The organism is Dysgonomonas sp. GY75 (assembly GCF_015234155.1).
In the GTDB taxonomy this organism is placed as follows: domain Bacteria; phylum Bacteroidota; class Bacteroidia; order Bacteroidales; family Dysgonomonadaceae; genus Dysgonomonas; species Dysgonomonas gadei.
This window is the reverse complement of record NZ_JADCLQ010000003.1, coordinates 354691-370835: the sequence shown is the minus strand read 5'-3', so window position 1 is coordinate 370835 and position 16145 is coordinate 354691. Positions and strand designations below refer to the sequence as shown.

Sequence of the window (16145 nt, the reverse complement as noted above, 5' to 3'; positions counted from 1 at the left end):
CTCTACCGCAGTCAGCTGGGACAATCCATGAATGCAAGATATGGCTTTAAGGCTCTCGGATTGTTTCAGAGTCAGGAAGAAATAGACAACTATCCGATAGCGCCGTCAGGAAACCTGCGTCCGGGGGATATAAAATATGAAGATGTGAATGGAGACGGGATTATCAGTTCAATGTATGATTATGTAAAAATCGGATACGGAGATGTTCCCGAAATTACTTTCTCGCTTGATATGAACCTGTCATACAAAAACTTTTATGCCACATTATTATGGCAGGGTGTTACGAATACCGACTATACACTGTCCGGTACATATGATACGGGAGTACTCTCGTCCACGAATTATACAGCTTCGTTCGCCGAGAACGGCAATTCGCCTTATTACCGTATCGAAGGAGCATGGACGCCTGAAAATCCGAATGCCAAATATCCGAGATTGACTACCGTAAATAGCGGCAACAATGCATGGCATTCCACATGGTGGCTTGTAAACGGTGAGTACCTGCGCCTGAAAAACGCGAATATCGGATATAATGTTCCTTCTAAAGTATTGAAAAGCACTCCGTTTAGCTCGGTGAATATCTATCTGGCAGGGACCAACCTGCTTACGTTCAGTCATTTCAAATATGTTGATCCCGAAAGCCCGTCGGTAAGTAACGGATATTATCCGCAACAAAAAACCTATAGTTTGGGACTTAAAGTAACATTCTAATAATGTGAAGAGGAAAAAAAAATGAAAAAGAGAACAATTATAAAATTATTAAGTGCCGTCGCCTTAACTCTGTGTATGCCTTCCTGCCATGACGCTTTGGATTTGGAGAATACGGGGGTATTGTCGAGCGATGCAGTCTGGGGTTCGTCAGATGCGGCCGACTTGTATATCACAGCATCTTATAAAACCTTTACTGATATTTCGCAGGTGAGCAACAGTCGCAGTGTATTCTATGACAGCTATTCCGATCTGATGAAATCCACATCATGGGATTTGTATAACCATTCATATAATAAGGTTTTATTGCAAGCCAGCTCGTTTTCAACCGGTAGTGCGGGTGCATTTGATTGTTGGGGGTTATATAATGACCGTATTCGCCGTGCCAATGTATTGTTGGACGAAATGAGGCGTTACGACGCTGACAACAGGTTTGGAGAAGACTGGTGTAATGTACGCCGCGCGGAGGTACGACTTTGCCGTGCTTTCACATATTATCGCTTGATCCGTGTCTATGGAGGAGTGGTGCTTCGCACGGATGTTTCCGGTATAAACGGCGGCGTAGACGATGGTGCCTATCAGGAAGATGTGCATAGGGCCCGCCTTACTGAAGCCGAAAGTTGGGACTTTGTAATAAGTGAATTGCAATGGGCTGCCGAACGCTTGCCTGATTCATGGCCTGCCGAATGGGAAGGGCGTGCAACAAAGAAAACCGCTTACGGATTCCTTTCAAGAATGGCTTTATATGCAGGTAAATGGCAGATAGCCGTAGACGCCGCTGAAAAAGTGAAGGAGTTAGGTGGAGATCTCGCTCCTGACTATTCGAAAGTGTTTCAGGTGGATGGGAAACAGGATAACTCGAAGGAAATCTTATTCGCATTATATTACAAGCCAAGTGCCTCGGACACAGATCCCGGTGTGCCTCACAGTTTCGACCAGTACAACCGTCCTTTCGGCGACAGGGCCGTTTATAAAACGGACGCTATATATGCAGAACATGTACCGACGGCTGAACTGGCGGATATGTATGAGTTCAGCGACGGAACCGATTTCAGCTGGAGTACTTATACTCTTAATCATACAGATCCTTATACAGATAGGGAACCCCGTTTTCATGCTACTATATTGTTTAACGGCGCTGAATGGGAAGGCCGCCAGATACAGACATGGGAAGGTGGAGCCGATGAATTTAAAGATTTCACCATGTCCGCGAGTACCGGCGGACATACTTGCACTGGCTATTATCTGCGTAAATATTTACAGGAGAATTACACCCGCTTTGTAGAGCAGGGAAGCTACCAGTACGATGCGGTACTCCGTTATGCCGAGGTATTGCTTAATAAAGCTGAGGCGTATGCTGAACTGGATTATATCCGTTACAAGACTCAGGCTTTAGGCGCACTGAATGAAGTACGGGCCAGAGTAGGATTACCTGCGAAAGATGCCGCGACCAAAGAAGCGTTTATGACACTGTTGCGTAAAGAACGCTGCGTGGAGTTGGCTGGCGAAGGTTTCCGCTATTGGGATTTGCGTCGTTGGAAACTGGCTGAAAACGTTATTAATGGACAAAATGCGCATGGAGTGAAAGTAACAAATGATAATGGATCTTACACTTATGCCAGAGTAAATTGTGATGCGGGAGCTCCTCGTATATTCCTCGAAAAATATTACTATTTTTCACTGCCTACGGCAGAACTTGCCAACAATAACAAGTTAGGTGACAATAATCCATATTGGTAAACTATAAAAAATATCGGAAATGAAGAAAATAACTAAAATAGGAGCACTGGCTCTGAGCATCTTATTGACAGTCTTGTTATGGAGGTGTACCGATGCCGATGAAGATCATGTGCATAATACTAATACAATCTCGCAAATGATTTGTAAAGCGCAGCATGGTGCCAGCGAATTTCGTGGAGAGATTATGGAGTATGACAAAAATGGCAACCTTGTAAGCGGTGATTTCACACAGGAAGAAGTTGAGGGCGGTTATGGACTGGTTTTATTTGCAATATCCCAATCACTTGAAAATGACGTGGATCTGACGAATATCTATTTAACGGCAACAGTGACGTATGATGAATTTATCACGCCATCTTTGTCCGGGAGACATGACATTACGGGTGAAGGTATTATAATTACCGTGAAGTCGGGAATAGGAACCACACGCCAATACCGTGTAAGAGGTTATTATGAATAACTTTTATTATTTATATAAAAATTATTTCGTTATGAAAAACTTAATCTTTAATATATATTCAATGTTAGCTCTTTGCTGCATCGTTTCGTTTGGTGCCTGTAAAGACGATGACCTGAACAGCGAAGCGGAAATAACCCTGTCTTTTTCGGTTGAGGGGACAGTTGGGGATAAACCTGCTGTTTTTAGGGGAGTGATAAATGGCGACAATACAGTCACTATTAAGGTTTCTCCTTATATCGACGCGGAAGAAGCGCTAAAATCGGCTGTACCTACTTTCTATCTGTCGAAGGGGGCGACAGTGACACCTGATCCGGATATTCCTCAAAACTTTGCACAGGCCGGTGGTGTGAAATATACCGTTACCTCGGAAGATGGAAAAAATAAGCGTGATTACACCGTGGGGTGGGGTATTTCCGATCAGTTACCATATGGAGAAGGATTCAGTTACGCTGAGATAGGAACAGCAAAAAAATTCGATCAGATGGGCTATCCCGGTCAGCAAGGTAACTTTGATCTACCTGATTCGAAGCAGTATGGCGACCTGAATATGTACCATGCCTATTGCGGTAATTATATTGTAATGCTTTCACGTGCATACATCGACGCCAACCCTGCTTCTCCGTATTGTATCAAAGTGGTGGATAAAAACACGCTGAACGATGCCGGTTCATTTAATTTGGGTTCCATCTCTGTAGCTAATCTGAAGATGATTACATCCGACTATAAAGGTAGGCTTGTAGGGGCTGTAGTTACCGGAAACGAAACCGAAATATTCTACTGGGTTCAGCCAACAGACGCTCCTAAATCGGTGGGTAAAATAGCCGTGAATATGGCTTCGTCTACTGATGGGTCGGCTAATTTCCAGGTAGCAGGCGATATTACAGGTAATGCTTGGATTACGGCTTTAGCCCCTCGTGGACCAAAAGGCGAACATTACCGCGTCAAGGTTACGGGAGGACAACTCGCGTCGAGCTATTCCACAATAGAAACCGGCTTTTCAAGTGGAGACAGTGCCGGATTCCAGATGATTTCCCCGCTTGACGACTCCGACTCTCCAAGCTATGTAGTGGGTGACACCGAAGGCACAGCGGGTGCAGCCAATTCGATTCATTGTTATATTAATACGTTTTCCGGGTTGACCACTTCGACTATGCCTCCGCTTTGGCAGAATACGCTCCAGGCATGGTGGGTAGGAACCGGATTCGCCACAGCCCGTACAGGTGGCCGTGCTCCGGTGGTATGTGGAATGGTTGTCAATGGGAAAAGTTATGTGGTGGTAACCAGTGGAACAGCATGGTGGCACGCGGCCGCAGTGTTGACATCCGATTTGCAAACACTGGCCCATCAAAATCTTAATATCGCCGAAAGTGTAAACCGTAACTGGAGCTATGGTTCATATGTGGACTGGTACTGGAGCGAGGAAAACAATGAAGCTTATCTGGCTGTCTGGTTTGGCCGGCTCGGATTGTACACTTATAAATTGACTTGTTTCGAATAATTACCCGATTATAGGGAAGCCTCTTTCAAAAAACAGGGGCTTTCCTTTTTCATCCGGAAACACCGGATATTTATTGTTAATTAATATGAGAAATATTCTAATCTTATTTTTTATAGTGTTTGTATGCACTGCTTGTTCCAACAAGGAGAAAGAGACCGATACCGGAAAACCTAAAATACTCTGGCTCGACGCAGAGGCCAATTTCAAACGTTTTTCGGATCAGGATAGCATACGTTTCTATTTAGATCTTGCCAAAAATACAGGGTTTAATGGGATTGTGGTGGATGTGCGCCCGATGGAGGGAGATGTATTATACAAAAGTAAAATATTGAAGCCTTTGACGACGTTCGGAGACGGTTATGTGTACGAACGAAACTGGGATTACCTGCAATTCTTTATAGACGAGGCCCGTAAGCGAAATATGAAAGTAACTGTTTCGGCCGGGATACTTCCAGCCGGACTGGTCAGGCAAAAAACGGGAACAGCCTATGAAGATACTTCGTGGGACGATAAAGTTTGTATAGCTTATACACCCGACGGATTGAAAAGTATGAAAGAAACCAGCGAATATGCTGTTTTCCTGAATCCCGCATTAACGTCTGTGCAAACACTTGTTTCGGAATATGTCTCAGAAATCGTATCTAATTACGACTTTGACGCTTTTACTTTGGATTATTGCCGTTTTTGCAATGCCAATTACGATTTCTCGGATTCGACACGTGTGGCGTTTGAAAAATTCATTGGGAAAAAAGTGGAACGTTTTCCCGAAGATATTTTCACTTATAATGACAAGGCTGAACGTGTCCCGGGTAAATATTACAAGCAGTGGTGGGAATTCCGCTCCACTACTATCACAAACCTTATTAGTAGTATCCGTAAAACAATCAAAGGCAAGAAACCCGATATGAAATTGAACTACTGGGCAGCTTCGTGGATACATTCCATTTATGGAAACGGACAAAACTGGGGCAGCAAGAAGCATTACGACCCATCAGAAATGTTTCCTGAATGGGCTTTGGAGACCTATAAAAATACGGGTTTTGCCGATCAGCTGGATGTATTCATGCTGGGTTCATACCTGTACGATGTATATGGGCTGGATAATAACGAATCGATAGAATATGCGATAGACCGCGCGTATAAACTTATTGGAGATGACTGTGAAATATACGGGACAGTCTATGGTGAGAATAATATAAAAAATATGGAAGACGCTGTTTACGTGTGTCTCACTCAGAGTGCCGGCCTGATGGTATTTGATATTGTACAGGTGATAAAATATAATATGTGGGACGATATCAAGCGAGGTATCGGACGCGCAGAGGGAAATAATAACTAAGAAGAAAAAACAATGTATCCTAAAATTTATTTACGCATGATAAGATATGTATTATTACTGCTGGCAGTTCTATGTTCAGTGATAAGTTGTTCCGGCGATGATGGCGGTAATGGTGATAATAATAAACCCGAGATTCCTATAGACGTGGATAAACCGCCTATGGCTGATAAACCGATACAGATGTGGATCGATGCTCATGCGAATTTCAGCCGTTTTTCGACTAAAGAAGCTATTAAATCATCTTTGGAAAAAATGAAAGCGACAGGCTTCAATGAAATCTATGTGGATGTGAAGCCGGGAATTGGCTATGCCTTATACGATAGTGATATTCTGCCCCAACTAACCAAATGGGATACTGAAACGGTGACACGCGATTGGGATTATCTTGGATATTGGATTGAAGAAGCCGAACGCCAGGATATTAAAGTCATCGCAAGTATATCCGCTCTTGGATTCGGTTACACGAGAAAAAAAGAGGGGCTGATCTATGATAACCATACATGGGATGGCAAAACACAAATGAGAATGAATAACAACAATCCGAACGATTTAGTGGATATACGCAATGAGGAGAATGTCGATGCCGCGATGCTAAATCCATGCTTGCCTGAAGTACAATCATTCGTCGTTTCCATTATAGAAGAAATAGCTACAAAATACCCTAAGCTAAAAGGAATATGTCTGGATTATTGCCGTTGGTGGTATGATAATTACGGATTCAGCGACGCTACTATCTCGGCTTTTCAGGCATATAGCGGGGAAACAGTGACCGACAAAAACAATATACTTACGGCTACCGGGGCGCCGGGGCCTCAATATCAGAAGTGGATTGAATTCCGTTCGATGACGATAACGAATCTGATAACGAATATCCGTTCGAAAGTAAAATCCGTTAATCCGAAGATGGAGCTTCATTTGTGGGCGTCTGCCGATTGGGGTTCCCGATATGGTGTAGGGCAGAACTGGGCCAGCAAAAATTACAAACTGGATGGTTGGCAGTTTACAAGTAATTATAGCAAAACAGGTTTTGCCGACCAGTTGGATGTGTTTTCGTTAGGTGCGTATGCCGATGCCATTTGGAAATCTGAGGCCCCTAATTCTGTTTGGTCTGTGGAAAATTTTGTGACTACGTACGACAAATTTACAATGGGTGATTGTAAAGTAAATGGTTCGATAAATACCCCTGCATATGGAAGCAATGCTTCCAAAGTTTCGGATGCTGTATATCTATGCCTCAAAAACACAGACGGGCTGATGGTGTTTGAGATATCGCATGTTATTAATTTCAATCAATGGAACGCGATAAAAGACGGGATAAATCGCGTATATAAATAATAAACAGAAATAAAAACAATATGAACAAAGCAATAGCTTCCATTATACTTTTTTGTTTTTCTATAGGTCTTATATATGGGAAAGACTATATCGTATCTTCTCCTGACCATAAAATACAAGTAAAGGTTTCTGATGGAAAAGAACTTAGCTGGAGTGTGAATTTCAATAACGAAACGATACTGAAGCCGAGCAGAATAGCGATGACGGTTAAAGAAAGCAACGAGGTGTTCGGGATAAATGTTTCGGCGCAAAAAGTAAACAGGCGGTCTGTCGATGAGGCTTTTGAAGTTGTAGTTCCCACTAAATTCCGGAAAATGCAGGACAACTTCAATGAAATGACCCTGACCTTCAAAGGTGGTTATGCCGTAACGTTCCGTGTCTATAATAATGGTGCGGCCTACAGATTTGAAACGTCTGTGTCATCACAGAAAATACATATAGAGAACGAAACTGTAGAATTTAATCTGGGAGGTAATTACAGTACCTATTGGCCGAAAGAGAGCAGCCCGAACTTTATCACACACTGCGAAGGTCATTTCGATTATATATCCGTTTCGGATATTCCGAATCAGAAATATGCTTATCTTCCGATTTATTTATCTTCAGCATCAGGCACAAAGATGGTTATAATGGAAGCCGATTTGTTCGACTATCCGAATCTGTTTTTATCAGGAACAGCCACGCAAAAATTAAATGGAGTATTTCCTCCTGTCATTTTAGAAAAAAAAATAAAAGAAGGATCGGACCGTAATGAAGAGATTGTTCTCAATGCCGATTATATTGCAAAAACAGGAGGAAAGAGAAATTTTCCATGGAGATTGCTGATAATCGGCCCTGACGACAAATCCTTGTTGGAAAATAATCTGGTATATCAGTTATCCACTCCGGGCGTAGCCGGAGATAAGAGTTGGATAAAACCCGGTCGCATCTCCTGGGATTGGTGGAGTACACTGAATATATATGACGTAGATTTTGAGGCGGGAGTCAACACCCGGACGTATAAATATTTTATAGATTTTGCCGCAAAATACGGATTGGAATATATATTATTGGATGAGGGCTGGTCTGCTGGGACATGGAATATCCGCGAGCCAAATAAGGATGTCGATGTGCAGGAATTGGTCAGGTACGGAAAGACAAAAAATGTAGGGCTTGTATTATGGGCTTTATGGAATCCACTGCATGAAGATTTAGAAGGAATCCTCGACTTATATAAGCAGTGGGGGATAAAAGGTGTGAAAATTGATTTTATGCAGCGCAACGATCAGGAAATGGTAAATTTCTATGAAAATGTGGGAAAAGCGGCGTTCGATAGGCAATTGCTGGTTGATTTTCATGGTTCGTTCAAACCCTCGGGATTGCATCGCAAGTATCCGAATGTAATGACCTATGAAGGAGTTTACGGGCTGGAGCATAACAAGTCTTCGCATGATATTTCTCCCAACCACGATCTGATATTGCCTTTCACCCGTATGGTAGCAGGTCCGATGGATTATACGCCGGGGGCGACCGTTAATACGACGGAAAACGACTTCCATATGAATTTTATTCATCCGATGAGCCAGGGAACACGAGCGCATCAGGGAGCCTTATTCATTGCGTTTGAGAGTCCCCTACAGATGTTCGCGGACAGTCCGTCCAACTATTATAAGACATCTGATTTTACCTCTTTCATTGCACAGATTCCGACTGTATGGGACGAAACCAGAGCAATCGAAGCCGAAGCGGGAAAGTATCTCACTATCGCCCGCCGCAGCGGAAGTAAATGGTTTATCGCTTCACTTACCAATTGGGATCAGCGCGAACTCAGTGTTAATCTTAATTTTATAGGGGAGGGTAAATATAAAGCGGAAATACTGAGAGACGGAGTAAATGCAAACAGATACGGTTCCGATTTCAAAATAGAAACCAAACACGTTTCCGGAGGCCAGACTTTAGATATAAATATGGCTAAAGGCGGCGGATGGGCTGCTATACTTACGCCTGTGGAATAAATATTTAAGTTTTGTTTATGGCCTGCCGCTTTTATCTGTGCAGGCCATAGAACCTTTGAAAAGATAAAGTACGGATATGTTGAAAAGAAAACTAATTTATATCTTAATCATATTAACCGCCTTGCCTGTAACCAATGGTAAAGCGCAAGCCGATTTGCGGACACGAGAATTTTACGGCAGAGTCAGCGAAAAGGGTAAAGGTATCGCCGGAGTCCCTGTTACTGACGGTATTAATATCGTGATTACAAATGAGAAGGGGGAATATAAATTATTGAGTAACGGAACTTCCGAATACATATATATCACAGTACCATCGGGATATAAAATTCCGATTGAAAATAAAGTGCCTTGCTTTTTCAAAAAAATAGAAAAGAGTGACAAAAAGAAGCAAAAAATAGATTTTGAATTACAGAAATCCAGTGTTGATGATAATAAACACACTTTTATAGTGTGGGCGGACCCTCAGGTAAACTTCATGGACGAATTGTCTTTCGTGGAAAGAGCTGCTTCAGATGTATCGGAACTAATAAGAGATGATTATTCCGACAGGCCTGTTTATGGCATAATATGTGGAGACATTATCCACGATACAGGCAAAGAGCCAAGACTTTATGAACCGATGAAAGATATTGTCAGGCAAATGAATATCCCTTTCTTCTTTGCCGTGGGAAACCATGATATAAATCTCGATGTAAGATCGGATAATTATGCGAAAGAATTATATAAAAAGCATTTTGGTCCAACGTATTATTCGTTCAACAGAGGCAAAATCCATTATGTGGTCTTGGACGATGTTTTTTATGCCGGAAATAGTTTTTACTATATCGGATATCTTCCTGAGAAACAACTCAACTGGCTGGAACAGGACTTGGCATTTGTGCCTGAAGGGTCTACAGTTGTTGTCTCCATGCATATACCCTCTTATTCGGTGGAAGCCCGTAGAGGCGAATATAGTAAAGAACCTCCGACCAAAGTCTTGCAGAACCGCCAATCCCTATATAAAATACTTAAGCCATACAATGCCCATATATTTTCGGGGCATGAACACCAAAACGAAAATTATATCCTTGCCGGTAATATCTTCGAACATAATCATGCAGCGATTTGCGGTCTTTTCTGGCAGGCGCCGTGGTGCCATGATGGAACAGCTTCGGGATACGGAGTCTATGAATTTGACGGAGATAATGTGAAATGGTACTTTAAGACAATCGGGAAAAATCGGAATTACCAGTTCAATTTATATCCACTGGGAGCTAGTCCGGAAAAACCGGATGCGATAACAGCAAATGTTTGGAATTATGATCCTTCATGGAAAATATATTGGTATGAGGATAATGTGAGGATGGGCGAAATGGAACGGTTTACCGGATACGACCCTAATATTCGCGACTATGTAAAAGATAACGGGAAGAATTTCAGATATAACTGGATCTCTGTTAAGCAGACAGATCATTTGTTTTTTGCTATCCCTAAGGATAAGGAGGCCAGAATAAAGGTAGAGGTTATCGACCGTTTTGGAAACTCTTATATTGAAGAACTTAAATAATAAACAAATATGCCGGCCTGCAAATTTTTTTATCTGGTAGTTATATTTATTTCATCGGTAAATATAAATGCTCAGGTAGATTTACGAAATATAGAATTGTCAGGGAAAGTCCTTGATAGTAAGGGATCTGCCATTTCTGGGGTTGCCGTGACCGATGGCTATAATATTGTTACCACTGATAATAGGGGTGAATATAAGTTGTTGAGCAATGCCACTGCCGACTTTGTGTATATATCTGTACCACCGGGCTATATTATTCCGGTGAAGGATAATGCCCCTCACTATTTCCAGCGGATAACCGACAAATCCGGATTGAAACAAAAATTTAATTTTATACTGGAAAAATCCGAACAAAATGAAGATAAGCATGTCCTGATTGCCTGTGCCGACCCTCAGGTCGGATTCGATGAGGAAATACCCATGCTGGGAGGAGCGTTAAAAGATATGGAATTGCTGGTTAACCAATATTATAAGCATCTGCCCGTGCATGGTATGATTTGCGGTGATATAATAGCGGAGATAAGCAGGGAGCCAAAGTTTTTGGAACCGATAAAACAGATGTTTGCCAAAACAAATATCCCATTCTTCTATGCTGCCGGGAACCATGATATGGATGTGGACGGAAGATCGAACCATTATTCGAAGGAAACTTTCAAAAAAGCGCTAGGGCCGGCATACTATTCATTCAACAGAGGTAAAGTTCACTATATTGTCCTTGATGATGTATTCTTTACGGCCCGGGGATATTCCTCCATCGGCTATCTTGATGAAAAGCAGTTATGCTGGCTCGAACAGGATTTGGCTCTTATTCCCGAAGGTTCCACTGTAGTTGTTGCCTTCCATATACCAACTTATTCACCCGAAGCCCGGAAAGGAGAATATGTAAAGGAAGAAATGAACAAAGTGCTTCAAAACAGGAATAGCCTTTACAAAATGCTAAAACCATACAACGCTTTAATTCTTTCGGGGCATGAACATTATAACGAAAATTATCAGTTGGCAGATAATCTCTTCGAGCATGTTCATGCTGCCCTCTGTGGTATTTTCTGGCAAGCTCCCTATAATAGTGACGGTACCCCTTTAGGATATGCTGTTTATGAGTTTGACGGAAACCGTGTGAAATGGTATTATAAACCGATAGGAAAAGATAAGGATTATCAGTTTGATTCATATCTGCCGGGAGCCGATAAACATAAACCAGACGCCATTATAGCAAACGTATGGAATTATGATCCTCAATGGAAAGTATATTGGTACGAAAACGGAGCTAAAATGGGCGAGATGAAGCAGTACAGGGGCTGGGATCCCGGCGTTGTGGATTATGTAGAGAAAAACCGGGAAAACTTCCGGTATAAATATATCGGGGCGGGACCGACAGAACATTTATTCTATGCCGAACCGATAGATAAAAACGCTGAGATAAAAATAGAGGTGATAGACCGGTTTGATAATGTATATACCGGAATACCGAAGAAAATAAAATAATAAAGAAGAATATTAAGTGTAAATCATAAAATATTAATTATGAAATATTTTGTATATATAATCTTGTACTTGGTTGCAGTAAATACTTTTGCACAGCAAAAGCCTGATTTCAGAAATGATTATTATGACAACAAGCGGGCACAACAGGAAAGCATCCCAAAAGTAAACGGAGCAATTGTAATGCTTGGAAACAGCCTTACCGAGCGAGGTTTGTGGTGGGAATATTTTCCCGGAAAGAAGATATTGAACAGAGGAATCGGTGGCGATATTTTATGCGGTATGATTGACCGGTTACCCGATATATTAAAAAACAAGCCCTCTAAAATGTTTATTACAGCCGGAATTAATGATATTCTGTTTCATAATATAACGAAAGAGGAATTTGAAATCCGGTACGATACAATTATAAATTTAATATCGAGGGAGCAACCCCGTTGCCGTATATATCTTGAAAGCTTATTGCCAGTCAACGATATTGTAAATCCCGGTAGTGTATTCTTAAAAGATAAGAACGGTACAATAAAAGAATTTAATGAACTTATTAAAGAAATAGCAAAAAAGCACCGGCTAAAATACATTGATATTCATTCAGGTTTATTAGACGACGGACATCTCAATGCCGGCTACACTGCTGATGGCATTCATCTGAATGAAAAAGGATACTTGATTTGGGCTACATTGCTAAAACCATACATCAATGAATAAAACATCACTTATTTTATTTTTTACCCTGATATTTTCAGTTTCCCTGATATCGTGTAAAAATATACAAAGCACGAAGGAAATCACTACTGATGTTCTGGTTATCGGTGGTACCACCAGTGGCACGTCTGCAGGGATATCTTCTGCCAGAGAAGGTGTTAAAACACTTATAGTAGAAGAAAGCCCGTGGCTCGGGGGTATGTTTACAGCTCAGGGTGTTGGAGCCTGCGACGGGAACCACAATTTACACTCGGGTATATGGAATGAGTTCAGGGAAAAACTTCGCAACAGATATGGAGGTATTGGCGGTGTATGGACAGGCTGGGTGAGCAGTACGTTATTCGAGCCCCATGTAGGTGACAGTATTTTCAAATCGATGGCTGTGGCCGAAAAAGATTTGACGGTACTTCATGGTTATTTTCTTGATGATATACTGAAAGAAGGGAATACGGTCACTGGCGCTGTTTTCTGCAACGATAAGAACGAGAAATTAATTGTTCATGCTAAAATCACAGTAGATGCCACTGATATCGGCGAAAGCCTGAAAATGGCAAAAGCCGGTTACAGGTTGGGAATGGATTCAAAGAATGAAACCGGAGAAAAGGGCGCTCCTGAACAATCAAACGGTATCGTACAGGATCTGACCTGGGTTGCCATACTGAAAGATTACGGAGAAGGAGCAGATAAAACAATCCCTAAGCCTCAGGGTTATAATCCGGAAATTTTTCATGGTTGCTGCAAAGAAACTGTCGATTCGATACAAATCGACTGCCGGCGGATGCTCGATTATGGAAAAATGCCGAATAACAAGTATATGATCAACTGGCCTAAATCCGGTAACGATATTTATCTTAACGTAATAGAACTGCCTCGCAAAGAACAGGAAAAAGAACTCCAAAAAGCGAAAGAACATACGCTCTGTTTTATATATTATATACAGAATGAGTTAGGGTTCAAACATCTGGGATTAGCAGATGATGAATTTGACACACCGGACAAATTAGCATATAAACCATATCATAGGGAAGGGCGCAGACTTAAAGGATTGTCTTTCCTGACTTTCAACCATGTTGAAAATCCATACGGCCAAAAGGAGTTTTTATACAGGACAGGCATATCGGTAGGTGATTATCCGGTCGATCATCATCATGGGAAAAATCCAGAGGCTCCTAAAATAGGCTTTGATCCCGTTCCGTCTTTTAATGTTCCGCTGGGGTCTCTTATTCCTGAAACTGTAGACGGCCTGATAGTGTCGGATAAAGCTATTTCAGTATCGAATCTCATCAATGGGTCTACCCGCCTGCAACCTGTAGTTCTGCTTACCGGGCAGGCTGCCGGAATTCTGGCGGCATTATCAGTAAAAGAGGATAAACAGCCACGCGGGGTATCAGTAAGGGATGTTCAATCTGTCTTGCTGGAGAGAAAGGCATACATTATGCCTTTATACGACATTCTGCCGTCCGACCCCGACTTTGAAGTGATACAGAAAGTCAGCGCGACCGGGATATTAAAAACAACAGGTGAGCCATTTGGTTGGGCAAACCGTACATGGTTCTATCCGGATACAACAATCACAGTTGCTGAATTTACAAAAGGGCTCAATTCTTTCGATCCTGAATCGGAAATTATAGATGATAATAAACTGCTTACCGAAGATGCAGCCGTTAAATATATTTACCGGATTACGGGACAAAGCAAAACCGATGGGAAAGTATATTCGACCAAACCGGTTACAAAACGCGGACTGGCGGTGATACTGGACAGGTTGCTCAATCCTTTCAGTAAAGAAATCGGATTTGACGGACACTATCAATAAAAATATGTGGAAAGAAGTTGAAACAGGTATGCATAACGGTGGCATAATAAAATAAATTCCTGAAGGATGGATGACAGGTCATGTGCACTGGATGCACTTAGAGGATACGTCATTGTGACAATGGTTTTGTCGGGAGCCGTAGTCTACGGCGTCCTGCCCGGATGGATGTATCATGCACAGGTACCTCCTCCCACCCATGTTTTTAACCCCGCAGCACCGGGAATAACATGGGTCGATTTAGTCTTCCCCTTTTTCTTGTTTGCTATGGGTTCAGCATTTCCTTTTTCTATCAGGAAGAGACTGGAGAGAGGGGAGTCTAAATTGAAGCTTATTTACGATGCACTGAAAAGAAGTATCCAATTGACATTCTTTGCCATCTTTATCCGGCATTTCTATCCTTATGTATTGAGTAATCCGGAGGATGCAAGGGCTTGGGGGCTGTCCCTGCTGTGTTTCGTTCTTCTGTTCCCTATGTTTATGCGGATACCGTTAAAGATGCCCGCTTGGGCGCATACGGCAATCAAACTGTCAGCTTATGGCATTGCCCTTGTATTATTGTTGACGGTAGATTATGCCGATGGGCGCAAGTTTGACCCGCATTTTAGCAATATCATCATTCTTATTCTGGCCAATATGGCTTTATTCGGTTCGCTGATCTACATTTTTACGATAAAAAGTAAAGTGTGGCGCATAGCTGTATTGCCTTTCATAATGGCTGTTTTTCTGGGAAAGGATGCGGAAGGTAGTTTTGTCAGCGAGATATATAATTTTACACCTCTGGCATGGATGTACAAATTCGAATATCTGAAATATCTGTTCATCGTATTGCCGGGCAGTATTGCCGGAGAATATCTGATGGAGTGGATGAATGCAAGAAAGCGGATAGAGCAGAAGCCGGATGTAAAGGAACAGAATGTATCGTATCAGATTTTGTTTATTTCTGTAATACTTATTATAGTCAATCTGTGTTGTTTATATAATCGTTGGCTATTGGTAAACCTATTCATAAATGCCGCGCTGATTGCTTATGGCTATTTCATTCTGAGAAAAAACGCGACAGTGAATGAGCAGCTATGGAAGAACCTGTTTACGACAGGCAGTTATCTCGTACTGTTAGGACTGTTTTTCGAAGCCTATCAGGATGGGATAAAGAAAGATCCTTCTACATACAGCTACTATTTCCTTACTTCGGGGCTGGCCTTTATGGCGATGATAGCATTCCATGTTATCTGTGATTATTGTAAATGCCGTCATAGTACAAGTTTTCTCGTCATGTCGGGGCAGAATCCGATGATAGCCTATGTGGCTACAGGCTTGTTCACTGTGCCATTGCTGAGCCTGACTAGTATATATTCCGTCTTCGATTTTTTTCAGCACAATGCGTGGTTGGGATTCTTGCAAGGGGTAATACTGACAGCTATAGCGGTGTTGGTGACGATGTTCTTTACTAAGATAAAATGGTTTTGGCGGACGTAGTTTTACCGTATTTTATATAAAGATTATCCCTGTTTATCATCAGATG

At 41.9% G+C, this 16145-nt stretch carries 12 protein-coding genes; all 12 read left to right on the top strand.

Annotated features, from left to right (window positions below; genetic code table 11):
- Positions 1–27 precede the first annotated feature (27 nt).
- Positions 28–711, top strand: coding sequence for a hypothetical protein (locus IR083_RS24540; protein WP_242052334.1), 684 nt, complete (start codon positions 28–30; stop codon positions 709–711).
- 21 nt (positions 712–732) lie between these two features.
- Positions 733–2448: a RagB/SusD family nutrient uptake outer membrane protein gene (locus IR083_RS02530; RefSeq protein ID WP_194223121.1), complete on the top strand. Its 1716-nt coding sequence runs from the start codon at positions 733–735 to the stop codon at positions 2446–2448.
- Positions 2449–2467: 19 nt separating this feature from the next.
- Positions 2468–2908, top strand: a complete 441-nt coding sequence (locus tag IR083_RS02525) for a hypothetical protein (RefSeq protein ID WP_194223120.1) — start codon at positions 2468–2470, stop codon at positions 2906–2908.
- 31 nt (positions 2909–2939) lie between these two features.
- On the top strand, positions 2940–4406 hold the full coding sequence (locus IR083_RS02520; RefSeq protein ID WP_194223119.1) for a DUF5018 domain-containing protein: 1467 nt from the start codon (positions 2940–2942) through the stop codon (positions 4404–4406).
- Positions 4407–4491: 85 nt separating this feature from the next.
- On the top strand, positions 4492–5745 hold the full coding sequence (locus tag IR083_RS02515; RefSeq protein WP_194223118.1) for a family 10 glycosylhydrolase: 1254 nt from the start codon (positions 4492–4494) through the stop codon (positions 5743–5745).
- A gap of 36 nt (positions 5746–5781) precedes the next feature.
- On the top strand, positions 5782–7080 hold the full coding sequence (locus tag IR083_RS02510; RefSeq protein ID WP_194223117.1) for an alpha amylase family protein: 1299 nt from the start codon (positions 5782–5784) through the stop codon (positions 7078–7080).
- 20 nt (positions 7081–7100) lie between these two features.
- Positions 7101–9074, top strand: coding sequence for a glycoside hydrolase family 97 protein (locus IR083_RS02505; protein ID WP_194223116.1), 1974 nt, complete (start codon positions 7101–7103; stop codon positions 9072–9074).
- Positions 9075–9150: 76 nt separating this feature from the next.
- Positions 9151–10620 carry a calcineurin-like phosphoesterase C-terminal domain-containing protein gene (locus IR083_RS02500; RefSeq protein ID WP_006797792.1) on the top strand — a complete coding sequence of 490 codons (1470 nt, stop codon included), beginning with the start codon at positions 9151–9153 and terminating at the stop codon, positions 10618–10620.
- A 9-nt stretch (positions 10621–10629) separates the two neighbouring features.
- A complete protein-coding gene (locus tag IR083_RS02495) occupies positions 10630–12105 on the top strand; it encodes a calcineurin-like phosphoesterase C-terminal domain-containing protein (RefSeq protein WP_194223115.1) in 1476 nt (491 codons plus the stop codon).
- 39 nt (positions 12106–12144) lie between these two features.
- Positions 12145–12810, top strand: coding sequence for a GDSL-type esterase/lipase family protein (locus IR083_RS02490; protein ID WP_006797794.1), 666 nt, complete (start codon positions 12145–12147; stop codon positions 12808–12810).
- Entirely contained in the window at positions 12803–14623 is a 1821-nt protein-coding gene (locus tag IR083_RS02485; RefSeq protein ID WP_194223114.1) for an FAD-dependent oxidoreductase, read from the top strand. Before IR083_RS02490 ends, IR083_RS02485 begins: the two co-directional genes overlap by 8 nt.
- A gap of 66 nt (positions 14624–14689) precedes the next feature.
- Complete coding sequence (locus tag IR083_RS02480; RefSeq protein ID WP_194223113.1) at positions 14690–16099, top strand: DUF5009 domain-containing protein; 1410 nt, start codon at positions 14690–14692, stop codon at positions 16097–16099.
- Positions 16100–16145: the final 46 nt, after the last annotated feature.

Bases quoted from the DNA above. Each gene is read 5' to 3' on its own strand.
- IR083_RS24540 (WP_242052334.1), top strand. From the start codon at position 28: ATGAATGCAAGATATGGCTTTAAGGCTCTCGGATTGTTTCAGAGTCAG.
- IR083_RS02530 (WP_194223121.1), top strand. From the start codon at position 733: ATGAAAAAGAGAACAATTATAAAATTATTAAGTGCCGTCGCCTTAACT.
- IR083_RS02525 (WP_194223120.1), top strand. From the start codon at position 2,468: ATGAAGAAAATAACTAAAATAGGAGCACTGGCTCTGAGCATCTTATTG.
- IR083_RS02520 (WP_194223119.1), top strand. From the start codon at position 2,940: ATGAAAAACTTAATCTTTAATATATATTCAATGTTAGCTCTTTGCTGC.
- IR083_RS02515 (WP_194223118.1), top strand. From the start codon at position 4,492: ATGAGAAATATTCTAATCTTATTTTTTATAGTGTTTGTATGCACTGCT.
- IR083_RS02510 (WP_194223117.1), top strand. From the start codon at position 5,782: ATGATAAGATATGTATTATTACTGCTGGCAGTTCTATGTTCAGTGATA.
- IR083_RS02505 (WP_194223116.1), top strand. From the start codon at position 7,101: ATGAACAAAGCAATAGCTTCCATTATACTTTTTTGTTTTTCTATAGGT.
- IR083_RS02500 (WP_006797792.1), top strand. From the start codon at position 9,151: ATGTTGAAAAGAAAACTAATTTATATCTTAATCATATTAACCGCCTTG.
- IR083_RS02495 (WP_194223115.1), top strand. From the start codon at position 10,630: ATGCCGGCCTGCAAATTTTTTTATCTGGTAGTTATATTTATTTCATCG.
- IR083_RS02490 (WP_006797794.1), top strand. From the start codon at position 12,145: ATGAAATATTTTGTATATATAATCTTGTACTTGGTTGCAGTAAATACT.
- IR083_RS02485 (WP_194223114.1), top strand. From the start codon at position 12,803: ATGAATAAAACATCACTTATTTTATTTTTTACCCTGATATTTTCAGTT.
- IR083_RS02480 (WP_194223113.1), top strand. From the start codon at position 14,690: ATGGATGACAGGTCATGTGCACTGGATGCACTTAGAGGATACGTCATT.